Source organism: Streptomyces odonnellii, assembly GCF_000981895.1.
Taxonomy (GTDB): domain Bacteria; phylum Actinomycetota; class Actinomycetes; order Streptomycetales; family Streptomycetaceae; genus Streptomyces; species Streptomyces odonnellii.
In genome coordinates this window covers 1-22,552 of record NZ_LATD01000305.1, presented here as the reverse complement: position 1 = coordinate 22,552, position 22,552 = coordinate 1, and the positions used below count along the sequence as shown (strand labels likewise).

General features: G+C 71.7%; 22 protein-coding genes and 1 riboswitch. Of the genes, 12 read left to right on the top strand and 10 right to left on the bottom strand.

What is annotated here, in order from left to right:
- Positions 1 to 87 precede the first annotated feature (87 nt).
- Positions 88 to 705, bottom strand: a complete 618-nt coding sequence (locus tag WH07_RS26250) for a hypothetical protein (RefSeq protein WP_046504957.1) — start codon at positions 703 to 705, stop codon at positions 88 to 90.
- Entirely contained in the window at positions 698 to 1,480 is a 783-nt protein-coding gene (locus tag WH07_RS26245) for an alpha/beta hydrolase (RefSeq protein WP_046504954.1), read from the bottom strand. The genes WH07_RS26250 and WH07_RS26245 overlap by 8 nt, the downstream gene beginning before the upstream one ends.
- Positions 1,481 to 1,672: 192 nt before the next feature.
- Here WH07_RS26245 and WH07_RS26240 point away from each other — a divergent pair, with 192 nt between their 5' ends.
- The 4 genes from WH07_RS26240 to WH07_RS26225 all read left to right on the top strand — a co-directional run bounded on the left by WH07_RS26240 (position 1,673) and on the right by WH07_RS26225 (position 5,770).
- A complete protein-coding gene (locus tag WH07_RS26240) occupies positions 1,673 to 2,386 on the top strand; it encodes a lysophospholipid acyltransferase family protein (protein WP_046504952.1) in 714 nt (237 codons plus the stop codon).
- 161 nt (positions 2,387 to 2,547) lie between these two features.
- Positions 2,548 to 3,780 (top strand): MacS family sensor histidine kinase, encoded by a 1,233-nt coding sequence (gene macS, locus WH07_RS26235; protein WP_046504950.1) that lies wholly within the window; start codon positions 2,548 to 2,550, stop codon positions 3,778 to 3,780.
- Between the two features lie 116 nt (positions 3,781 to 3,896).
- A complete protein-coding gene (locus WH07_RS26230; protein ID WP_046504963.1) occupies positions 3,897 to 4,541 on the top strand; it encodes a response regulator in 645 nt (214 codons plus the stop codon).
- A 200-nt stretch (positions 4,542 to 4,741) separates the two neighbouring features.
- Entirely contained in the window at positions 4,742 to 5,770 is a 1,029-nt protein-coding gene (locus WH07_RS26225; RefSeq protein ID WP_046504948.1) for a 6-phosphofructokinase, read from the top strand.
- Positions 5,771 to 6,017: 247 nt separating this feature from the next.
- Here the strand turns inward: WH07_RS26225 and WH07_RS26220 are convergent, their stop codons facing one another.
- Positions 6,018 to 7,901, bottom strand: coding sequence for an anthranilate synthase family protein (locus WH07_RS26220; RefSeq protein ID WP_046504946.1), 1,884 nt, complete (start codon positions 7,899 to 7,901; stop codon positions 6,018 to 6,020).
- Between the two features lie 368 nt (positions 7,902 to 8,269).
- Here WH07_RS26220 and WH07_RS26215 point away from each other — a divergent pair, with 368 nt between their 5' ends.
- Positions 8,270 to 9,622, top strand: a complete 1,353-nt coding sequence (locus tag WH07_RS26215) for a class II 3-deoxy-7-phosphoheptulonate synthase (RefSeq protein ID WP_046504943.1) — start codon at positions 8,270 to 8,272, stop codon at positions 9,620 to 9,622.
- Positions 9,623 to 9,782: 160 nt separating this feature from the next.
- Complete coding sequence (locus WH07_RS26210; RefSeq protein ID WP_046504940.1) at positions 9,783 to 10,061, top strand: (2Fe-2S)-binding protein; 279 nt, start codon at positions 9,783 to 9,785, stop codon at positions 10,059 to 10,061.
- A gap of 18 nt (positions 10,062 to 10,079) precedes the next feature.
- Here WH07_RS26210 and bfr read toward each other — a convergent pair whose 3' ends face one another.
- Entirely contained in the window at positions 10,080 to 10,559 is a 480-nt protein-coding gene (gene bfr, locus WH07_RS26205; RefSeq protein WP_046504935.1) for a bacterioferritin, read from the bottom strand.
- 110 nt (positions 10,560 to 10,669) lie between these two features.
- Between bfr and WH07_RS26200 the strand changes: the two genes are divergently transcribed.
- Positions 10,670 to 11,302, top strand: a complete 633-nt coding sequence (locus tag WH07_RS26200) for a sulfite oxidase-like oxidoreductase (RefSeq protein WP_046504933.1) — start codon at positions 10,670 to 10,672, stop codon at positions 11,300 to 11,302.
- Between the two features lie 63 nt (positions 11,303 to 11,365).
- Here the strand turns inward: WH07_RS26200 and WH07_RS26195 are convergent, their stop codons facing one another.
- The 5 genes from WH07_RS26195 to thiO form a co-directional block, all read right to left on the bottom strand.
- The gene (locus WH07_RS26195) at positions 11,366 to 12,220 is read right to left on the bottom strand and encodes a deoxyribonuclease IV (RefSeq protein WP_046504931.1); all 855 of its coding nucleotides are present in this window, start codon (positions 12,218 to 12,220) and stop codon (positions 11,366 to 11,368) included.
- A gap of 5 nt (positions 12,221 to 12,225) precedes the next feature.
- Entirely contained in the window at positions 12,226 to 14,121 is a 1,896-nt protein-coding gene (gene pknB, locus WH07_RS26190) for a Stk1 family PASTA domain-containing Ser/Thr kinase (RefSeq protein ID WP_198533894.1), read from the bottom strand.
- 74 nt (positions 14,122 to 14,195) lie between these two features.
- Positions 14,196 to 14,993, bottom strand: a complete 798-nt coding sequence (locus tag WH07_RS26185) for a thiazole synthase (RefSeq protein ID WP_046504928.1) — start codon at positions 14,991 to 14,993, stop codon at positions 14,196 to 14,198.
- Between the two features lie 6 nt (positions 14,994 to 14,999).
- Positions 15,000 to 15,218, bottom strand: coding sequence for a sulfur carrier protein ThiS (thiS, locus tag WH07_RS26180; protein ID WP_046504925.1), 219 nt, complete (start codon positions 15,216 to 15,218; stop codon positions 15,000 to 15,002).
- Positions 15,215 to 16,456, bottom strand: a complete 1,242-nt coding sequence (gene thiO / locus WH07_RS26175; RefSeq protein WP_046504923.1) for a glycine oxidase ThiO — start codon at positions 16,454 to 16,456, stop codon at positions 15,215 to 15,217. The genes thiS and thiO overlap by 4 nt, the downstream gene beginning before the upstream one ends.
- Positions 16,454 to 16,567: riboswitch (TPP riboswitch) on the bottom strand. It overlaps the preceding gene by 3 nt.
- 107 nt (positions 16,568 to 16,674) lie before the next feature.
- Between thiO and WH07_RS26170 the strand changes: the two genes are divergently transcribed.
- The 5 genes from WH07_RS26170 (at position 16,675) to WH07_RS26150 (ending at position 21,244) form a co-directional block, all read left to right on the top strand.
- Positions 16,675 to 17,922, top strand: a complete 1,248-nt coding sequence (locus tag WH07_RS26170; protein WP_046504921.1) for an NAD(P)/FAD-dependent oxidoreductase — start codon at positions 16,675 to 16,677, stop codon at positions 17,920 to 17,922.
- Positions 17,923 to 18,062: 140 nt separating this feature from the next.
- Complete coding sequence (locus WH07_RS26165; protein WP_046504918.1) at positions 18,063 to 18,428, top strand: Rv2175c family DNA-binding protein; 366 nt, start codon at positions 18,063 to 18,065, stop codon at positions 18,426 to 18,428.
- Between the two features lie 97 nt (positions 18,429 to 18,525).
- Positions 18,526 to 19,173 carry a thiamine phosphate synthase gene (thiE, locus tag WH07_RS26160; protein WP_046504915.1) on the top strand — a complete coding sequence of 216 codons (648 nt, stop codon included), beginning with the start codon at positions 18,526 to 18,528 and terminating at the stop codon, positions 19,171 to 19,173.
- 76 nt (positions 19,174 to 19,249) lie between these two features.
- Entirely contained in the window at positions 19,250 to 20,167 is a 918-nt protein-coding gene (gene metF, locus WH07_RS26155; RefSeq protein ID WP_046504913.1) for a methylenetetrahydrofolate reductase [NAD(P)H], read from the top strand.
- A gap of 51 nt (positions 20,168 to 20,218) precedes the next feature.
- Positions 20,219 to 21,244: a chromosomal replication initiator protein DnaA gene (locus tag WH07_RS26150; RefSeq protein ID WP_046504910.1), complete on the top strand. Its 1,026-nt coding sequence runs from the start codon at positions 20,219 to 20,221 to the stop codon at positions 21,242 to 21,244.
- 128 nt (positions 21,245 to 21,372) lie between these two features.
- Here WH07_RS26150 and WH07_RS26145 read toward each other — a convergent pair.
- Positions 21,373 to 22,552 (bottom strand): phytoene desaturase family protein (locus WH07_RS26145; protein ID WP_046504909.1); only part of this gene is annotated, 1,180 nt, incomplete at its 5' end.

Here is a 22,552-nt window from a genome sequence, read left to right as displayed (position 1 = left end):
GCCCTGTCCGGCCTGGGCCCTGTCGCCGAACCGCCTGCCCCCGTCCCCGCCCTCCCCGTACCCCCGGCCGCCCCTGATCCGCGCGGCTCAGACGACCGCGCCACGGCCCGGGTCGTCGTCCTCCTCGTCGCCCTGCTGCATCCGCGCCACCAGTGTGGCGAAGCCGCCCAGAAAGCCGCCCACACAGAGCGTCGTCAGCCACCAGGTCATGTCCCACTGCAGCAGCACGGCGATCAGCATCAGCACCGGGCCGCCGACCACCGCGAGCCAGGCGAACTTGGCCGTCACATCGGCCTCGGGCAGCGGCGGCGGCTCGGGCGGTACGAAATGCCCCTCGTCGCCCTCGTCGAAGTCCTCCTCCCGCGGCTCCTGCACGGAGTAGTCGCGCGGACCCCCGCCGCCGACCCCGGGCGCGAAGACGACCGAGCCGCCCAGAACGGGCTTCCCGTCGTCCGTGTTCTTTATGCCCTCGGTGTCCTTCTCGGGTGCGGACCCCGGGGGCGGACCCGCTGATTCCGGCTCGGATCCGGACCCTTGCCCCGAGCTGTTCTTCTCGCTCTCCAGCAGGGCCAGATCGTCCACCGACTTGAACGGCTTCGCACCCGGCGGATCCGCCGGCTCCTCCCCGTACCCCGCGACGATGGCCGCCCAGGCCGCGTCCTCGTCGATCGGCTGCGGCTCCCGGTCCGCGTCATGCTCAGCCACCGCTGGTGCTCCCCTTCTGCCGGACGACTCTCGGAGCGAGGCGGCCGATGAACGCGAGACTCTCCTCGAAAATCCGCTCCGCGTCATGGTCCAACGTCGCTACGTGGTAGCTCTGTTCCAACAGGACCTCACGAACATCCCGCGACGAGACCCGGCTCAGGATCCTGGCCGAGTCCTCCGGCGGTACGACATGGTCCCGCGGGCTGCGCAGCAGCAACAGCGGCTGGGTCACCTGGGGCAGCGCCCCGTCCACCAGACCGAAGAAATTCCGCAGGGAGTACGCCGCGTGCAGCGGCACCCGGTCGTACCCCAGCTCCGTGACCCCCTCCTTGGCGATGTCGCCCGCGAGCCCCTTGACCGTCGGCACCAAGTGGCGGACGACCGGCAGGAGATGGGAGGCCGCGCCATGCGTCGCGATCCCGGGGTTGACCACCATGACCCCGCTGACCGAAGGGCCGTGCTTCGCGGCGAGGCGCAGCGCCAGCGTCCCGCCCATCGAGAGCCCGGCGACAAAGACCTGGCCGCACCGCTCCAGCAGCTCCCGCAGCGCCCGGTCCACCTCCGCGTACCAGTCCTGCCAGCCGGTGAGCTGCATGTCCTGCCAGCGGGTGCCATGGCCGGGGAGCAGCGGCAGGGACACGGTGAGCCCGTGCCCGGCGAGATGCTCGGCCCAGGGGCGCAACGACTGTGGGGAACCGGTGAATCCGTGACAGAGAAGGACGCCGACCTCGCCGCCCTCATGGCGGTACGGCTCGGCTCCTGGAAGGACCGGCACCGGGGTCTCCTGTTCGTGAGGTTCGGAAGGTGTACTTCACCGTACGCGACCGGACCGACACCGACCAGATCCGTCCGGCCCCTGTGGAAAACAGCCGGACGGGGCCGGGTACGAGCCGGACAGGAGCGGAAGGGCGGCGCCCGCCCGCCACGCGTTAAGGTCTGTCCGACAGCGCGACAGGAGGCATTCGAGTTGATCTACGGTGCGATGAAGTTCTCCATCGGAGGGTCGTTGAAGCTCGCCTTCAGGCCCTGGGTGGAGGGCCTCGGGAACATTCCTGCCGAGGGTCCCGCGATCCTCGCGAGCAACCATCTCTCCTTCTCCGACTCGTTCTTCCTGCCGGCCGTTCTCGACCGGAAGGTCACCTTCATCGCGAAAGCCGAGTACTTCACCTCGCCCGGCATCAAGGGCCGGCTCACCGCCGCCTTCTTCAAGGGCGTCGGCCAGCTTCCGGTGGACCGCTCGGGCGCGCGCGGCGCGGGCGAGGCCGCGATCCAGAGCGGGATCAAGGTCATCGAGCGCGGTGAACTCTTCGGTATCTACCCCGAGGGCACCCGCTCGCCCGACGGCCGCCTCTACCGCGGCAAGCCCGGCGGACTGGCGCGGGTGGCGCTGGCGACCGGCGCGCCCGTGATCCCCGTCGCCATGATCGACACCGAGAAGATCCAGCCGCCCGGCCAGGTCATGCCCAAGCTGATGCGGCCCGGGATAAGGATCGGCAAGCCGCTGGACTTCAGCCGGTACCAGGGCCTGGAGGGCGACCGTTTCATCCTGCGCTCGCTGACCGACGAGGTCATGTACGAGATCATGAAGCTCTCGGGCCAGGAGTACGTGGACATCTACGCGACGGCGGCCAAGCGCCAACTCGCCGAACGGGCAAAGGCTGCGGGCTCCGGCGGCGAGTGATCCACGAGGGGTGGATCCACCGGGGGAAGGTTCACAGGGGGGAGAGGACCATCGACCGTCGGCACGGGTTCGCGGCCCGCTGGAAGCAGGGCGTCGCGGGACCTTGGAAGCGCGGCCTCGTCGCGCGCTGGAGACGCGCCGCGCCGCGCGGGGAACGGCGAATGTCGGTCGAGCAGCCGCTCTGGCGGGCGCTGTCCTTCTACCGGCCCCTCACGATGTTCTACGCGATCCTGATCTTCGTCCTCGACCCCGAGCGCTTCGAACGCCCCTGGATCGCCGAGGGCTTCCTCGTCTTCCTGGCCATCTGGACCCTCGCCACGCTGCCCCGGGTCGCGAACGCCGAGAACTGCACCAAGCGCTTCCTGGTCGCCGATCTCACCGTCGCGCTCGCCGGCATCCTGCTCACCCCGCTCGCCGACACGGACGCCCAGCAGATCGACGGGCCCACCCTGCCGTCGATATGGACCGCGGGCTCGGTCCTCGCCTTCGCGATCAAGGGCGGTTGGCGCTGGGCCGGCGTCGCGTCCTCCTTCGTCGCGGCGGCCAATCTGGTGGAGCGCGGCCACCCCAGCCGGGACACCCTCCACAATGTGCTGCTCGTCTGGGTCGCCTCCATCGCCATCGGCTATGTCGTCGAGGTCGCCCGCGCCTCCGAACGCACCCTCGCGCGCGCCCTGAAGATCGAGGCCGCGACCCGGGAACGGGAGCGGCTGGCCCGGGACATCCATGACAGCGTGCTCCAGGTGCTGGCCATGGTGCAGCGGCGCGGTACGGCGCTGGGCGGCGAGGCCGCCGAGCTGGGCCGGCTGGCCGGGGAGCAGGAGATCGCCCTGCGCACCCTGGTCTCCAGCGGACTCGTCACCGCGGTCCGCGCCCCCGAGGACGCCTCCGAAGACGTCTCCGGGGCCGCCGCGCCGGGTACGGCCGTACATACGGAAGAGCGCGACGGCGGGCCGGACGGCGATCAGGGACCGTGCGATCTGCGCTCGCTGCTCGCCCCGTACACCGGCCCGAAGGTCACCTTCGCCGAGCCCGGCGCCCCCGTACTGCTGGCACCGGCGGCGGCCAGGGAGCTGACGGCCGCTGTCGGCGCCGCCCTGGACAATGTCCGCAGACACGCGGGCGCCGATGCCCGCGCCTGGATCCTCGTTGAGGACTGGCCGGAGGAAGTGATCGTGACCGTCAGGGACGACGGCCCCGGCATTCCGGACGGACGGCTCGCCCAGGCCGAAGGGGAGGGGCGCCTCGGTGTCGCCCTGTCGATCCGGGGCCGGCTGCGCGAGCTGGGAGGCACGGCCGAGCTGATCTCGGTGCCGGGCCAGGGCACGGAAGTCGAACTGCGGGTTCCACGGGCACCGCGGGCACCAGAGGTACGGGGGAAGGCGGAACGATGAGCGAGCCGAACACAGACCGCACAGCAGACGCGGCGGCCTCGAAAAGCACGGACAGCGGCACGGACAGAACGGATAGCCCGGACGGCTCGGGCAGCGCGGACGGGCCGATCAGGGTGATGGTCGTCGACGACCACCCCATGTGGCGGGACGCGGTCGCCCGCGATCTGGAGGCGGCCGGTTTTGTGGTCGTCGCCACAGCCGGGGACGGCCCGCAGGCGGTGCGCCGCGCACGGGCGACCACCCCCCGGGTGCTCGTCCTCGACCTCAATCTGCCCGGGATGCCGGGCGTCCAGGTCTGCAAGGAACTGGTCGGCTCCACCCCGGGGCTCCGGGTGCTGGTGCTCTCCGCCAGCGGCGAGCACGCCGATGTGCTGGAGGCGGTGAAGTCCGGCGCCACCGGCTATCTGCTCAAGTCGGCCAGTACGGAAGAGCTGACCGACGCCGTGCGCCGCACCGCCGAGGGCGACCCGGTCTTCACCCCCGGCCTCGCGGGCCTGGTGCTCGGCGAGTACCGGAGGCTCGCCTCCGAGCCCGTGCCCGCCGCCGCGGACGAGCCCAAGGCGCCCCGGCTGACCGACCGGGAGACCGAGGTCCTGCGGCTGGTCGCCAAGGGACTCTCGTACAAGCAGATCGCGGAGCGCCTGGTCATCTCCCACCGGACGGTGCAGAACCACGTGCAGAACACCCTTGGAAAGCTACAATTGCATAACAGGGTGGAACTGGTCCGTTACGCGATCGAACGCGGCCTCGACGACATCTGAGACTGCCGCCCGAGACCTCGCGACGCACGCCCGAACCGGCCCCGGACACACCGGAACCGGCCGTCCCGGCGGATCCGGTGAAACCACCTCGGTCCGGCCCCTGGTGCAACGTGACGCCTCCCGCGCACCATGCCGAAGTGACCTGAGTCACCCCGCCTGTGGCCCGGGTACCCCACCGACGGCGAAGGGAAGTGCTTTCCATGCGAGTCGGAGTACTGACCGGGGGCGGCGACTGCCCCGGGCTGAACGCGGTCATCCGCGGGATCGTACGCAAGGGCGTCCAGGAGTACGGGTACGAGTTCACCGGGTTCAGGGACGGCTGGCGCGGCCCGCTGGACGACGACACCGTACGGCTCGACATCCCCGCGGTGCGGGGCATCCTGCCGCGCGGCGGCACCATCCTCGGCTCCTCCCGCACCAATCCGCTCAAGGCGGAGGACGGGGTCCGCCGGATCAGGGAGACCCTCGCCGCGCACGGGGTCGACGCGCTGATCGTGATCGGCGGCGAGGACACGCTGGGGGTGGCGGCGCGACTGTACGACGAGTTCGGCATCCCGTGCGTCGGAGTGCCGAAGACCATCGACAACGATCTGTCCGCCACGGATTACACGTTCGGGTTCGACACCGCGGTGGGTATCGCCACCGAGGCGATCGACCGGCTGCACACCACCGCCGAATCCCATATGCGTGTCCTGGTCTGCGAGGTGATGGGCCGTCACGCGGGCTGGATAGCGCTCCACTCCGGGCTGGCCGGCGGCGCGAACGTCATATTGATCCCGGAGCGGCGCTTCGACGTCGAGCAGGTGTGTGCCTGGGTGACCTCGCGGTTCAAGGCGTCGTACGCGCCGATCGTGGTCGTCGCGGAGGGCGCGATGCCGAAGGACGGCGATCTGGTCCTGAAGGACGGCACGCTGGACTCGTTCGGGCATGTCCGGCTGTCGGGCGTCGGCGAGTGGCTGGCCAAGGAGATCGAGCGCCGTACGGGCAAGGAGGCCAGGACGACGGTCCTGGGCCATGTCCAGCGCGGCGGCACCCCGAGCGCTTTCGACCGCTGGCTGGCGACCCGCTTCGGCCTGCACGCGATCGACGCGGTGCGGGACGGGGACTTCGGGAAGATGGTGGCGCTGCGGGGGACGGACATCGTACGGGTGCCGATCGCCGAGGCGACGGCCCAGCTCAAGACGGTGCAGCCGGAACTGTACGAAGAGGTGAGCGTCTTCTTCGGCTAGCCGGGTCCGGGTCCGGGGCGGGCGCCGGGCCCGCCCGGCAGGCCGGTTCGTCCTCAATCGCCGGACGGGCTTGATCTGGCTGGGCGGCGCCGGGGGGCTGGAAATGCGCCCCCGCGTCCGGCGATCGAGGACGGAACCGCCAGGTCCGGCGCCGGGCTCCCATCCAGCGCGCGCCTGCCTTGCACTGCGCTCCGGCCGCAGGCCGAAAAGTCAGCCCGTCCGGCGATTGAGGACGGCCCCGCGGGTCCTACGTACGGGCCGTTACCGCCGTCAGGAGTTGCCCCACGATCCTCGGGCCGTTCAGGGTCAGCACCGATTCCGGGTGGAACTGGACCGAGGCGAAGCCCGGGCCCCGCAGGGCGTGGACCTCCGCGCCGTCGTGGCCGACCTCCACGCCGTCCGCCGCCAGTGCCGCCACGGCGGCGTCGTCGCAGCGGGCCGTGAAGCTGCTGTAGAAGCCGACCGTCTCCTCGTGCCCGAACAGGTCGATCCTCGTCTGGGCGCCCTGGTACGGGACCCGTTTCCGCACGATCTCCAGGCCCAGTTCCGCCGCGATCAGCTCATGGCCGAGGCAGACACCGAGCAGCCCGTGCGGCCGGCGCCCGCTCAGCAGGCCGGCCGTGAGGGAGCGCAGCAGCCGCATCTTCGGGTCGGACGGGTCCCCGGGGTCGCCGGGGCCGGGGCCCAGGACCACCGGGCCCTCGTGCCCGAGTGCCCGCTCGCGCAGGCCCGGCTCGTCGTACCGCCGTACCGACACCTCCAGACCCGTGGACCGCAGCAGATGCGCCAGCATCGCCGTGAAGGTGTCCTCGCCGTCCACGACCAGGGCATGCCCGGCGAGGGGCGCGGAATCGGCGGAATCGGTCCGCATCCGCAGCCAGAACGGCGCCAGGTCCGCCCGCCGCGCGTCCAGCGCCGCCCGTACCCGCGGATCGTCGGCGAGACGCGGACGCTCGGACGTGTCGTGCGGCCGACCGGGCCGTACGCCCAGCGCCACCAGCACCCCGGCCACCTTGGCGTGCGTCTCGGCCACCTCGCTCTCCGGCCGTGAGTGGCGTACGAGCGTCGCGCCGACCGGCACCCGCAGCCCGCCGTCGCGGCCGATGTGCGCGGTACGGATCAGAATGGGCGAGTCGAGCGTCTGCGTGCCGCCCGCGTCGCGGCCGATCAGCGCGAGCGCGCCGCCGTAGTAGCCGCGCCCGCCGGCCTCATGGCGTTCGATGACCCGGCAGGCGTTCTGCACGGGCGAGCCGGTGACCGTCGCGGCGAACATCGTCTCCTTGAGCACCTCGCGCACATCGAGCGAGGACCGCCCCCGCAACTCGTACTCCGTGTGCGCGAGATGCGCCATCTCCTTGAGCCGGGGCCCGATCACCACCCCGCCCCGGTCGCCGACCGTGCACATCATCTTCAGTTCCTCGTCGACGACCATGGACAGCTCGTCGGTCTCCTTGCGGTCGCCCAGGAAGTCCAGCAGCGCTTCCGGGGCCGGCCCGCCGGGCGGATAGCGGAAGGTCCCGCTGATCGGGTTCATCACCACCGTCTCGCCGCTCATCCGGACATGGACCTCGGGGCTCGCCCCGACCAGGGTGCGCTCCCCGGTGTGGACGACGAAGGTCCAGTACGCGCCCCGCTCACCGGCGAGCAGCCGCCGGAAGAGGGCGAGGGCGTCGGCCCGGGAGAATCCGGGGATCCGGCCCTCGAAGGTGCGCCGGATGACGAAGTTGGCCCCTTCGCCCCGGCCGATCTCGTCCTCGATGACCCGCCGTACGGTCTCCCCGTACCGCTCGTCGTCGAGATCGAACGCGCCGTCCTCGACCCGTACCGCGTGGGCCGGCAGCCGGTCGAGCACGTCGGCGAGCGGCAGTTCGTACGACTCGTCCGCGACCAGCACGGACAGTGGTGTCCCGTCGTCCCGTACGTCGAAGCCACGCTCCCTGATCTGCCGGAAGGGCACCAGGGCGAGCGCGGGGGTGTCGCCGGAGGGGAGGTCGGCGAGCCGGGCGGCCTCGTGCACCGGGCCGATCAGCAGCTCCACGGTGTCATGGGCCCGGCCGGGAGTGCGGCGGCGCAGCAGGGCGAAGGGCGGACAGTCGTCGCGGGTGAGGCGGTCGAGCGGATTCTCGGGCATCTGCGGTGTTCCTTCCGGAGAGGGAGAGGAGGAACGGCCGCTTTCTCCCCGGTCCGCCACCGGCCCGGAAAAGACTGAAGGCCGCCCCTCGGGCGGCCTTTGCGATTCGTGCTGCGCGCTGAATCAGTGGGCCGCCGGACGAGCGGTCCACCACCAGGTCTGATGCGAAAGCGCGAGCATGGCAGGCACCCTAGCGCATGGAACGCGGGAGCCCGGACGTATGGGCCTCGCGTATGAGTCTTGAACGCACCGGGACGGACGAGTCCGCGCGCACGGGGCGCCTGAGCAGGGCGGGGAGGACAAAGGTTCACGTTCCATACTGTGAGAGCCGCCGGTACCGCGCCGCGCGACCACGTAATCTTGCACGCGTGACAGTGAGCGCTGAGAACTCCGCGACCTACGAGCCGTCCTGGCGAGACCTGCCCGCAGCCCAGCAGCCGGAGTATCCGGACCAGGACGCCCTGCGTGGGGTCGTGGCGGAGCTGGAGGGCTATCCGCCGCTCGTCTTCGCGGGCGAGTGCGACCAGCTCCGTGCCAGGCTCGGGGCGGTCGCCAGGGGCGAGGCGTTCCTGCTCCAGGGCGGCGACTGCGCCGAGGCGTTCGACGCGGTCTCCGCGGACCAGATCCGTAACAAGCTGAAGACCCTGCTTCAGATGGGCGCGGTCCTCACCTACGCGGCGGCCGTGCCCGTGGTGAAGGTCGGCCGGATCGCCGGGCAGTACTCGAAGCCGCGCTCCAAGAGCACCGAGACCCGCGACGGCGTGACCCTGCCGTCGTACCGCGGCGACTCGGTCAACGGCTTCGACTTCAACGAGAAGGCCCGGATCCCGGACCCCGAGCGGCTGAAGCGGATGTACCACGCGTCCGCCGCGACCCTCAATCTGGTCCGCGCCTTCACCACCGGCGGCTACGCCGATCTGCGCCAGGTGCACGCCTGGAACCAGGACTTCGTGAAGTCGTCCCCCTCGGGCCAGCGGTACGAGCAGCTCGCCCGCGAGATCGACAACGCGCTGAACTTCATGAAGGCGGCGGGCACCGACCCGGCCGAGTTCCGCACGGTCGAGTTCTACGCGTCGCACGAGGCGCTGCTGCTGGACTACGAGTCGGCGCTGACCCGGGTCGACTCCCGTACCGGCGGGCTGTACGACGTATCGGGCCATATGGTGTGGATCGGTGAGCGCACCCGCCAACTGGACGGCGCGCACATCGAGTTCGCCTCGCGGATCAGGAACCCGATCGGGATCAAGCTCGGCCCGTCCACCACGGTCGACGAGGCGCTCACCTACATCGACCGGCTCGACCCCGAGCGCGAGCCCGGCCGGCTGACCTTCGTCGTCCGGATGGGCGCGGACAAGGTCAGGGACAAGCTGCCCGCGCTGGTCGAGAAGGTCACGGCGTCCGGGGCCGCGGTGGCCTGGGTGACGGACCCGATGCACGGCAACACCTTCGAGGCGGCCTCGGGCCACAAGACCCGGCGCTTCGACGACGTGCTGGACGAGGTCAAGGGCTTCTTCGAGGTCCACAAGGGCCTGGGCACCCACCCGGGCGGTATCCATGTCGAGCTGACCGGTGATGATGTCACCGAGTGCGTGGGCGGCGGCGACGAGATCTTCGTCGACGATCTGCACCAGCGGTACGAGACGGCCTGCGACCCCCGGCTCAACCGCAGCCAGTCGCTGGACCTGGCGTTCCTGGTCGCCGAGATGTACCGCGACCAGTAGGAGCGGCCTGCCGGAAGCGGCTTTCGCACGGTGGGGCGCGGATCGATGTGATCCGCGCCCCACCGACGCTTTCCGGCCTTCTGCCGGCCGGAAATGGAAGGTAAGGTCAGCCTGGCCTCACCAACTGGAGGGGCGGCCCGATCGACCGTTCCACCGGGAGGTGAACCGCGTGTACGTCTGCTCCTGCTTCGGCATCACCGAGACGGAGGTGAGGGCGCACGCGGACGCGGGGGCGTGCACACCGCGCCGGATCGCGTCGGTCAGCAAGGCCGGTACCGACTGCGGCTCATGCGTACGCCGTATCCAGTCGATCCTCGGCCGGGGCGCCGGCTGCCCGCGCCGGGAGCTGCTGGGCGAGCCCGCCGAGGTCCCCGCGGCCCTGACCGGGGCCACGTCCGCTGTGGCTCCGGCCGATGAGGTCCTGGCCGAGGCTGCTTAGGCCTGAGCCGGACAGGACTTAGCTGTCCGGCTGTTTGATGACCTGGGCGATGTACAGCGCCTCGCCCAGCTTTCCGACCAGGTCGAGCTGGGTGTCGAGATAGTCGATGTGGTCCTCCTCGTCCGCGAGGATCGACTCGAAGATCCGCTTGGACGTGTGGTCCGACGCGGCCCGCATCACCGCGATCCCGCGCTTGAGCCGGTCGATCGCCTCCACCTCCACCTCGCGGTCGGCCTGGAACATCTCCGTCACCGTCTGCCCCACCCGCACATGGAAGAGCCGCTGGTAGTTGGGCAGGCCCTCCAGAAAGAGAATCCGGTCGGTCAGCAGCTCCGCGTGCCGCATCTCGTCGAACGACTCGGCCCTGGTGTGGGCGGCGAGCTTCGTCCAGCCGAAGTGCTCCTGCATCTTCGCGTGCAGGAAGTACTGGTTGATCGCGGTCAGCTCGGCCGTGAGCTGCTCGTTGAGGAATTCGATGACCTCGGGGTCGCCCTGCATCGCGGAGACTCCTTCCGGGCGGGTGCTAATAAATACATGCTTATCAGTAATTGCCGGAATCGGTCCGACCTGGTCATGACCACCCTCGCCCGTCTGTCACCATGGAGGGCATGGGTCAGCCGGAGAGCCGGGAGTATCGAGAGCCGGATCAGGCCCGGCTGCCACCGGGGCAGCGCCTCCAGCGAGGCTGGCCGGTGACCCACTACGGACCCGTACCGAAGTTCAGACCGGACCGCTGGGAACTCCGGGTCTTCGGCGCCACCGCGGACGGCGACAAGCACTGCTGGACCCACGAGGAGTTCTCGGCGCTGCCGTTCTCCACCGTCGTCGCCGATCTGCACTGTGTGACGAAGTTCAGCATGGTGGGCGCCGAATGGGGCGGGGTCCCGGCCCGTACGCTGCTGGACCTGGCACCGCCGGGGCCCGCCGTCACGCATGTGATGGTCTGGGCCGAGTACGGCTTCAGTTCGAATCTGCGGCTCGCGGACTTCGCCTCGGACCGTACGATCTTCGCCACCCACAAGGACGGCGAGCTGCTCACCGCCGAGCACGGTTTTCCGGTGCGGCTGGTCGTACCGCATCTGTACGCCTGGAAGGGGCCCAAGTGGGTCCGGGGCGTCGAGTACATGACCGCCGACCGCCGGGGCTTCTGGGAGGAGCGCGGCTATCACAACGTCGGCGACCCCTGGGCCGAACAGCGCTACTCGTACCAGGAACTGCCGGGGGACGGCCCGGAGCTGTAGCGCGCCTCCCGGCACGGCACCGGCCGCCGGCACGGCACCGGCCGCCGGCCCGGACGGGCGCGGTCAGCCGTCGCGCAGTTTCTTCAGCAGCCTGATGTCCGCCGCCTGACCCTCCTTGCCGCCGGGCGTCTCGATCACCAGCGGTACGTTCTCGGTCGCCGGATGCGAGAACAGCTCGCGGAAGGGCTCCTCGCCGATCCACCCGGCCCCGATGTTCACATGCCGGTCCTTGTGCGCGCCGACCACGTCCTTGGAGTCATTGGCGTGGATCAGCTTGATCCGGCCCTCGCCGACCGTACCCACCAGCAGATCCAGCGTCTGCCGCATCCCGTGCGGGCCCGCCAGATCGTGACCGGCCGCGAACACATGGCAGGTGTCCAGGCATATGCCCAGTTTCGGATGGGAGTCGAGCGCCTCGAAGTACGGGCCGAAGTCCCAGGTCCGCGAGCAGAGCGAGAAACCCTGTCCGGCCGTCGACTCCAGCAGCAGATACGGGTCGTCGTCATGCGTCAGCTCGTCGAGGAGCGGCAGCATCCGCTCCCGTACCTGCGCGAGCGCCACCTCTCGGGTACGGCCGCCGGTCGCCGAGCCCGTGTGCACCACGACGCCCCGCGCACCGATCGCCCGGCCCCTGCGCAGGCTGTGCCGCAGGGACAGCACCGAATGCTCGGCGGTCGCCGCGGTGTGCGAACCGAAGTTGATCAGATACGGGGCGTGCACATACGCCGAGATCCCGCCGGCCTCGCACTCCGCGCGGAACCGTTCGTCCTGCGCGGGATTCCCGGTGGGCGTCGCCCAGCCGCGCGGATTGGCGACGAAGACCTGGACGGTCTCGGCGTCAAGGTCGCGCGCGTACGCCAGACCCGTCGTCGCGAGGCCGCCGGCCACGGGGACATGGCCGCCGACAGGGTTGCGCATGGCCGCTAGAGCCCCTTGGTCGTGATGGTGATGGTGCTGTTCTCCGGCGCCTCGTCACCCGCGTCGACCGACTGCTCGGCCACGGTGTCGTCCAGGAACGGGAAGCCGCGGTCGACCTCGACCACGAAACCGGCCGCCTCCAGCACGCTCCTGGCCTTGTCGGTCTTCTCGCCGACGACATCCGGTACGGGGATCATCCGAGGGCCCTTCGAGACCGTCAGCGTGACGGTGTCGCCACGGGCGAGCTGTGAGCCCTCGGCGGCGGACTGCCGGGCGACCGAGCCCTCGTCCTCGGGGGAGTTCACCCGTACGGCGGCGATCCTGACCCTGAGGCCCGCCTCCTCCAGCTCGGCGGTGGCGTCGTCCACCGACTCCCCGGTGACATCGGGCATGTCGACCGGGCTGCCCTTGCTCACCACGAGGGCGACCCCGGAATCCGGGCGTACGGATGTCCCGGCCTCCGGCGCCGAACTCAGCACGGAGCCCTGGGCGGTCTGTTCGTCGAACTCCCGGCTGACCACCCCGGCGGCCAGTCCGGCCTTGGTCAGCGCCCGCCGCGCCTGGGCGAGGGGCATGCCCGTCAGATCCGGGACCCGGACGGTCTCCGGGCCGCGCGAGACGACGAGGGTCACCGGGCCGTCGCCACGGATCCGGGCGAGGGGCGCGGGATCGCTGCGCATGACGGTGCCGCGGTCGAAGGTCTCGCTGAAGTCCTTGGTGACCCTGGCTTCGAGCCCGGCGTCGGCCAGGCGCCGCTTGGCCTCCTGCTCGGTCTGGCCGAGGAGCGAGGGGACGCGGGTGAACTGGCCGGAGTTGATGTACCAGACACCGGTCCCGACCCCGAGCACCAGCAGTACGGCGACGACGGCCGCGACGATCCCCCGGCGCGGCGCGCGCCACGACCATGCCCGGTCCGGCCGGTCCGGGCGGCCCGGCGGAGGCATCTCCAGCCGGCTGGTGCGGTGCACGGCGGGGCGCGGGATCACGGCCGTACGGTGGTTCGCCCCGGCCTCCTCCTGGGTCCTGGCCCCGGGCGGCACTGCGTCGAGCTGCGCGTCACTGAGCGGGGCGCGGGCCTCGCGGGTCCTGGCGAGCAGCGCGACCGCGTCGTGCGGGCGCAGGTCCGGATTGCGGGCGGTGGCCGCCGCGACCAGCTCGTCCAGCTCGACGGCGAGCCCGGGAACGGCGGCCGACGGCGCGGGAACGTCCTCGTTCAGATGCCGGTAGAGCACCTGCGCGGGGGTGTCCCCGGAGTGCGGCTTGGCGCCGGTCAGCATCTCGTGGAGGACGACCCCGCAGGCGTACACGTCGACCCGGGGGTCGGAGGTGCCGTACTCGATCTGCTCGGGCGCGAGATACGACACGGTGCCGAGGACGGTGCCGGTCGTGTTGGTGACATCGCCCACGGCCCGTACGAGCCCGAAGTCGGCGACCTTGACCCGGCCGTCGTCCCCTATCAGCACGTTCTCCGGCTTCATGTCCCGGTGGACGAACCCGGCGCGGTGCGCGGCCCCGAGCGCGGCGAGCACGGGCTCCAGAATGTCCAGCGCGGCCCGTGGCTGGAGCGCACCCCGCTCCCGCAGTACGTCACGGAGCGTGCACCCCGCGACGTACTCCATCGCCAGATAGACGTAGGCCCCCTGCGCGCCCTGGTCGAACACCGCGACCACATTGGGATGCGCCAGCCGCGCCACGGACTTGGCCTCCCGGATGAACCGCTCCACGAACGTGACGTCGGCGGCGAGGGCGGGATGCATGACCTTGAGCGCGAGCACCCGGTCGAGACGGGTGTCAACGGCCCGGTAGACGGTGGCCATGCCGCCGACGGCGATACGGGCGTCCACGCGGTAACGCCCGTCGAGCACCTGCCCGACGATGGGATCGTGAAGGGTCGTGTCCACCCCTTGAGTCTACGAGTCACGCCTCCGGCGGCGGGCCCGGCGGTGCCGGGCGAACGCCCGGCACCGGGTGCCGGCTACGAGAACGCCGGTCGCTCCGGATCCCACGCCGGCATGCCCTCCGCCGGGGACGACGCGTGGGCGAAGTGGCGGCGCGGGATCCGGCCCGCGCGGTACGCCAGGCGCCCCGCCTCCACCCCGTGCCGCATCGCCTCCGCCATCAGCACCGGCTCCCGCGCCCGCGTCACCGCCGACGCCAGCATCACCGCCGCGCACCCCAGCTCCATCGCGAGCGCCGCGTCCGACGCCGTACCCGCCCCCGCGTCCAGGATCACCGGCACCCCCGCCCGCTCCACGATCAGCTCGAAGTTGTGCGGGTTGCGGATCCCGAGCCCGGAGCCGATCGGCGATCCCAGCGGCATGATCGCCGCGCAGCCCACATCCTCCAGCTTTCCGGCGAGCACGGGATCGTCGTTCGTATAGGGCAGCACCGTGAACCCGTCGTCGACCAGCGTCTCCGCCGCGTCCAGCAGCTCGACCGGATCCGGCAGCAGCGTCCGCTCGTCCGCGACCACCTCCAGCTTGATCCAGTCCGTACCGAGTGCCTCACGCGCCAGCCGCGCCGTGAGCACCGCCTCACCCGCCGTGAAGCACCCCGCCGTGTTGGGCAGGGCACGGATCCCGAGCGAGTCGAGCACGGACAGGACGGACCCCTGGACCGTGGGGTCGAGGCGCCGCATCGCGACGGTGGTGAGCTCGGTGCCGGAGGCGGCCAGGCACCGTTCCAGTACGCCGAGGCTCGGCGCCCCGCCCGTTCCCATGATCAGCCGGGATCCCAGCACGGTGGAGCCGATGGTGAACCGGTCGTCCGCCATCCCCGCTCAGCCCCCCTGGACCGCGGTGAGGACTTCCACCCGGTCGCCCTCGCCGAGCACCGTCCCGGCCCAGCGGCCCCGTGGCACCACCGTCTCGTTGACGGCGGCCGCGACACCCGAGGGCGCGGGGGTCAGCGTGGCTACCAGGACGTCGAGTGTGGTGCCCATGGCGAGGTCGCGCGCCTCGCCGTTCACGGAGACGGACACACGGACGGAGATGCTCATACGGTCAGCTCCCGTGGTACGGAGGTGAGGTCCTGCGGTACGGGGGTGAAGCGGCGCGGGGTGAACGGCCGGGCCAGTTCGGGGAGTTCGCCGGTGGTCAGCGCCTCCGCCAGCACATCGCCGGTGACCGGCGTGAGCAGCACCCCGTTGCGGTAGTGGCCGGTCGCGAGATGCAGTCCCGGCAGCGCGGTCGGTCCCAGCAGCGGCGCGTTGTCCGGAGAGCCGGGGCGCAGCCCGGCGAGGGTCTCGGTGAGCGGCAGCTCGGTGATGCCGGGGACGAGTTCATGCGCGTCGCGCAGCAATTCGTACACCCCGCCCGCGGTCACCGTCGTGTCCCAGCCCTGCTCCTCGCTGGTGGCGCCGATCACCAGCTCGCCGTTCTCGCGCGGCACCAGATAGACATGGCTGCCGCGCACCACCGCCCGTACCGACCTGGTCAGGAACGGTGCGTACGCCCGTGGCACGGTCAGCCGCAGCACCTGGCCCTTGACGGGCCGTACCGGCGGCCGGATCTCGTGCGGTACGCCGTCCAGCCGCCCGCTCAGACTGCCGGCGGCCAGCACCACCTGGTCCGCGCCCAGCACGCGCCCGTCGGCCAGTACCGCGCCGGCGGCCCGGTCCCGTACGACCGAGAGCCGTTGGGCCGACGTCCGGTGGAAGACCACCCCGGCCCGCTCGCACGCCGTTACCAGCGCCGCGGCCAGCCGGCGGGGATCGATCTGGTGGTCGCCGTCCACCCGCAGGCCCCCGCGCACCCCCGGCGCGAGCATCGGTTCGAGGCGCCGGCATTCGCGCCCCGTGAGCCACTCGGAGGCCAGCCCCGAGCGGCGCTGGAGGTCGTGCAGTTCGCGCAGCTCGGCGCGGTCGTCGGTGTCGAGGGCGATGGCGAGCGTGCCGCTGGCGCGGTAGCCGGTCTCCTGGCCGCCGGCCTCCTCCAGCTCGGCCACGAAGTCCGGATAGCGCTCCGCGGAGGCCATGTTGAGCCGCAGCAGGACCTGTTCGCCATGGTGGAGTTCGGTGACGGCGGCGAGCATGCCCGCCGCGACCCGCGCGGCGCCGCCGCCCGGAGAGGGGTCGGCGACGGCGGTGCTCAGCCCGCGCTGCGCGGCCCGCCAGGCGGTGACCAGGCCGATGATTCCGCCGCCGATGACCAGGACGTCGGAACCGCTCCCCGTTCCCCGGTGAGATGACTGCGGATGGGGTGACTGCGGATGGGATGACGGATGGGGTGACTGCATGGGCGTCCAGCCCCTCCCTTCGCCGGCATGACCCGGATCAGGTTCGTACGGTCGGAGGCCGCTCCAGCCTCCCTCTCAGTCCGGTGCGTCCGGACTCCCGCGAGGTAGTGTCACCGGCCAGACTAACGCGCGGCCCGCCACGCGGTAAGGCCGCGCCGGGGGCCCGGGAGGTCCGGCCGGGTACGCCCGGCGGTTGACCGGCTGCATATGGTGATCGGGTGAGCGAGCAGCAGAGGCAGCGGGAACTCCCGGCGCGGCGGGCGGATCGGGCGCGGCCGGGCGTCGTCATCGTCGGCGCGGGCATGGCGGGGGTGCAGACCGCCGTGGCCCTGCGCGAGAAGGGGTACGCGGGGCCGGTCACCCTGATCGGCGCCGAGCGCCACCCGCCGTACGACCGGCCGCCGCTCTCCAAGGCGGTGCTGCTGGGCACGGCGGACAGCCCGGCGTACGACATCGACTTCGCGGCGCTCGCCGTCGAGCTGAGACTCGGGGTGGAGGTGACCGGACTGCGCCCCGCCGCGCGGGAGGTCGACACCGGGGCCGGGCCCGTGCCGTACGACCTGCTGGTCATCGCCACCGGTGCCGAGCCGGTCGCCCTGCCGGGCACCGCGGGCATGCCCGGTGTCCATCTGCTGCGCACCCTGGACGACGCCGAGGCGCTGCGGCCCGTACTGGACCGGGGGGCCGGGACCGTGGTCGTCGGCGCGGGGTGGATCGGTGCGGAGTTCACCACGGCGGCCCGCGCGGCCGGGTGCGCCGTGACGGTCGTGGAGGCGGCGGACCGGCCGCTGCCCGGCGCCCTGCCGGCCGAGGTCGCGGCGCCGATGGCGGACTGGTACGCGGAGAGCGGCGCCGAACTGCTCACGGGCGCCCGGGTCGCCGCAGTCGAGCCGGGCGCGGTGGTCCTCGCGGACGGCCGGCGGCTCTCGGCCGAGGCCGTGGTGGTGGGCATAGGCGCGCGGCCCACGACCGACTGGCTGACGGGTTCCGGAATCGAGCTGGGCCCGGACGGGGCGGTCGTCGCCGACGAGCGGCTCGCGACCTCGCTGCCCGATGTGTACGCGGTCGGCGACTGCGCGTCCTTCCCCTCAGCCCGCTACGGCGAGCGGCTGCTCGTCCACCACTGGGACAACGCGCTCCAAGGGCCGCGTACGGTCGCCGCTCAGGCCGTAGGCGAGAACGAGCAGATCTACGACCCGGTGCCGTACTTCTGGTCGGAGCAGTTCGGCCGGTTCGTCCAGTACGCGGGGCATCACTCGGCGGCGGACACCCTGGTGTGGCGCGGCAGTCCGGCGGAGGCCGCCTGGTCGGTGGTGTGGCTGCGGGACGGGGTGCTGGTGGCGCTGCTCGCGGTCGGCAGGCCCCGCGATCTGGCGCAGGGGCGCAAACTGATCGAGGCGGGCACCCGGCTGGACCCGGCGCTCGCCGCCGACCCGTCCGTACCACTGCGGAAGGCCGCGCTCTGAGACGCAGCCGTCCGGGGCCGCGCGGGCCGTCGTGCCGGGGCGGTCTGTGCCGTCGGCCCGGCGCGGGGGCGGTTCGTGCGGGCTGCCCCGGCCGGAGCCGGTTCGTGGCGTCTGTCAGTCCGGGATGGCACGCTTGTCGTGTGACCGAGATTGACGCAAAGATCGATGCTCTCGTCCCCGCCTGGCTCCACCTGCCCGACATCGCGGAAGCGCTCGATGTCGAGGTGACGCGTGTGCGGCAGCTGGTGAAGGAAGGCCAGCTCATCGCCGTACGCCGGGGCGAGAACAAGACACTCCAGGTGCCTGCCGCCTTCGTCGACGGCAACAAGGTCGTCAAGGGTCTCGCCGGGACCCTGACGCTCCTGAGGGACGACGGCTTCACCGACGAAGAGATGCTCGAATGGCTCTTCACCCCCGACCCGACCCTGCCCGGCACGCCCGCGCAGGCCCTCGGGGAGAATCGCGGTACGGAGGTGAAGCGCCGGGCCCAGGCGCTCGCCGTCTGATCGACCCATCATCACTCGCGGTGTGCGGCGGCGCCCCGGCGGCCGTCCCACGGTCCCGGCGCCTCCGCACACCGCCGACCCGACGGGGGGAATTCCCATGCCCGAGGCCCGCGCGCCGCTCTCCGACGCCCGGCTGTATCTCTGCACGGACGCCCGGAAGAGGCAGGGGGACCTCCCGGAGTTCCTCGACGCCGTGCTGGCGTCCGGTGTGGACATCGTGCAGCTCAGGGACAAGGGCATGGAGGCGGCCGAGGAGTTGGAGCACCTCCAGGTCTTCGCGGACGCCTGCCGCCGCCATGGCGCCCTGCTCGCCGTCAACGACCGCGCTGATGTGGCGCATGCCATCGGCTCCGACGTCCTCCATCTCGGACAGGGCGATCTGCCCGTCCCCGCCGCCCGCGCGATCCTCGGCGACGCCCCGCTGATCGGCCGCTCCACGCATGCCGAGGCCGAGGCGGAAGCCGCCGCCGTCGAGCCCGGTGTGGACTACTTCTGTACGGGACCGTGCTGGCCCACGCCGACCAAGCCCGGCCGTCACGCGCCGGGGCTCGGGCTCGTACGGCATACGGCGGCGCTGGGCACGGACCGGCCGTGGTTCGCGATCGGCGGTATCGACGCGGCCAATCTCGACCAGGTGCTGGACGCGGGCGCCCGCCGCGTCGTGGTCGTACGGGCCATCACCGAGGCCGACGACCCGGCCGCGGCGACGGCGTCCCTGGCCAAGCGCGTACGGGAGCGGGTCTGACGACAATCGCCCCTCAATCCGGGCAAATGACCCCCGCCCGGTTGGGTGACCGCTGCACCCTCGATAACCTGCCCGTATGGCCTCCGGCACCGCTTCGACCAGATCGGATCACGCACTGACCGTGCGTGATCTGCTCGCGACCGGCAAGACATCGTTCTCTTTCGAGTTCTGGGCGCCCAAGACCGAGAAGGGCGAGCGGAATCTCTGGAACGCGCTGCGCCGGGTCGAAGCGGTGGCGCCGAGCTTCGTCTCGGTGACCTACGGCGCGGGCGGCTCCACCCGGGACGGCACGGTCAGGGCCACGGAACGGATCGCCTCCGACACCACGCTCACCCCGGTCGCGCATCTCACGGCCGTCGGCCAGTCCGTCGCCGAACTGCGCAATATGGTCGGCCAGTACGCCGATGCCGGGATCCGCAACATCCTTGCCGTACGGGGCGACCCGCCCGGTGATCCCATGGGGGAGTGGGTCAAACACCCCCAAGGTGTGCGGTATGCCGCCGAACTGGTCAGGCTCATCAAGGAGTCCGGCGACTTCTGCGTCGGGGTGGCCGCCTTCCCCGAGATGCATCCGCGCTCCCCCGACTGGGACACCGACATCCGACACTTCGTGGACAAGTGCCACGCCGGTGCCGATTACGCGATCACTCAGATGTTCTTCGAAGCGGAGGGATATCTGAGGCTTCGTGACCGGGTCGGTGCCGCCGGTTGCGCGACCCCGATCATTCCCGAGATCATGCCGGTCACCAGCGTGGGAATGCTGGAGCGGCTGCCGAAGCTCAGCACCGCGGTCTTCCCGGCCGGACTGAAAGAGCGGATCCTCTCCGTCAAGGACGATCCCGCCGCTGTACGCTCCATTGGCATCGAGTTCGCAACGGAGTTCTGCGCGCGGCTGCTCTCCGAGGGTGTTCCCGGCTTGCACTTCATCACCCTCAACAACTCCACCGCAACGCTCGAAATCTACGAGAATCTCGGACTGCACCAGCAGTCGTGACCGGTCGTACCCGCCCTGTCCCGGGCGGGTGGCCGAAGGAGAGGGGCGGGCATGGGCTGGACGGTCCTCTACATCGCATTCGGCATCGTGGCCCTGTGGCTGCTGGGCGAGGTGCTGCTCCAGTACAAGGCGCGACTGCGATGGCGGCTGCTCGCCTTCTTCGGATTCATGGGTGTGGTCCTCGGTGTCCTGCTGCCCTCCGTCTTCGTGATCGCCCTGGGCGCGGTCGCGTTCGCGGTCGGCCAGACCTATGTGACGCTCTCGTTCCGCCGTGGCTTCTCCACCGGCTGGGCGATAGGCGGCAGTCCGGGGGCCAGCAGCCGCCGCCGGAAGGAGAACGGCCGGGCGGACGCCGACCGCGACCCGTCCCTGGAAGTCACGGATCTCGAGTACGAACCGGTGGAGGCGGCCGAAGCGCCGGAGCCGCCGGCGCCGGTGGCCGCGGCCATGGACACCACCGCGGTCTACGAGCCGGAGCCGCTGCCCGACGACACCGGGCAGTACGGCGTCTACAACGACTACAACGGGTACGACGCCACCGCCCACGACCCGGACGGTCAGGGCCGGCCTCAGCAGCAGCCCGACCCGAACGGCTGGGGCGGCGGCTACGACGCCTACCCCGGCTACCAGCAGCAGCCGGCCGACCAGGGCGACTACGCGGCACAGGGCGGTTACCCGGGGCACGACGCCTACCAGGGCCAGGGCCAGGACGCCTACCAGCCGGGCCACTCCGGCGAGCACACCTATGCGAGCCAGGACCCCTACACCGGCCAGGACGTCTACGCGCAGCAGCAGTACGCCGATCCGTACACGGGGCAGCAGCAGTACCCCGGCTACTCCGACCCGTATGCCGCCGACCCGGCCAACGGCGGCCAGCAATACGGCTCGTACGACAGCTTCGGCGGCCAGCAGCAGTACACCGACCCGTACAGCGGCCAGCAGTACGCCGCGGAGACCCCGCCGGGCGGCGTCTGGGTCCCGCAGCAGCGCGAGGCCGGGCAGGCCCCGCCGGTGCCGGAGGACCAGCCCCACCAGCCGGGCTACGACCCCAACTACGGTGAGCAGTACCGCTACTGAGGGGCAGTGCTGCTGACGAGCAGTGGTACTGACGGCCTGTCAGGTCTGTCGGCCCTGCCTCTGCCCTTGCCTCTGCCTCACACCGCGGTCCCCCCCCCCGCCTCGTTCGCGTCACTGCGAATCCCGCCTCACTGCGAACCCCGGAAGTCCGGCCCCTCCACGATCAGACCGGCCACCAGCGCCCCCGACATCCCCGCATGGGCCGGCCCGCCGCCCGGATGTGCCCAGCCGCCCGCCAGATACAGCCCGGACAGCCCTGTGGTGTTCGCCGGGCGCAGCATCCGGCCGCCCGCCCCGGCCAGCGCGGGTGCCGGTACCGAGCCGCCGTCCGCGCCCGTCTCCGCTGCCGTCTCAGCGGGCGTCCGTATCCAGCGCCGTACCAGCCGCTCCGCGATCCCCGGCACGGCGGCCTCCGCCGCGGCCACCAGCACATCCGCGTACCGCTCGCGCAGCGCTCCGCCCGCCCAGTCGACCGGGCCGTGCGGGGCGACCGTCGCGGTGAGCGTGACCGCCTCATGGTCCTCGTCGGGCCGCGTCCCCGGGTCGTCCGGCCGCAGAACCGTGACCGTGGGCCGCCGCGCGGTCCGGCCCGCGAAGACCTCGGCCGCCTCCGCGCCGCCGTCCGGGGAGTGCACCACCGTCCGGTGTACGGCGTCCGCGTCCCGCGCGCCGCGCAGCGCCAGCAGCACGGTGAACCGGCCGGGCACCACGCCGCCGCCCGGCTCCCGGGGCGGTATCCCGCCGTCCCCCCACAGCAGCTCGCGCTCCACCAGCCGCTCCGGCGCGATGCCCGCCACGACCCGGTCGGCCGCCACGACCGTGCCGTCGGCCAGCTCGATGCCGGTCGCCGCACCGTCCTTCTCGGCGATCCGCGTCACTTCCGCCCCGAAGACGAACTCCACCCGCCGCGCCAGGCACCGTTCGTACACCGCGCGGGCCAACTCCCGCATCCCGCCCCGCACATACCAGCTTCCGAATGTCTGCTCCAGATACGGGAGCAGGGCAGCGCTCGCCGGGGTGTGGCGCGGATCGAGCCCGTACGACAGGGCGTACCCGTCCAACAGCGCGGCCAGCCGGGGATCCGCCAGCTCCCAGACACCGATCTCCGCGACCGTGGCGGCCCGGCGCGCCCCGCGCAGCAGCCGCCGCTGCCGCACCGCCGGATACGGATCGCCCCCGAGCACCTGCCAGTCCTCCCACAGCGGCTCTTCGAGCAGCGGCCGGCGCGAGCGGTCCCAGGCGTCCCTGGCCCGCCCCAGGAACTCCCCCCACCGCGCACCGGCCCCCGGGCCCAGCGCCGCGTCCAGG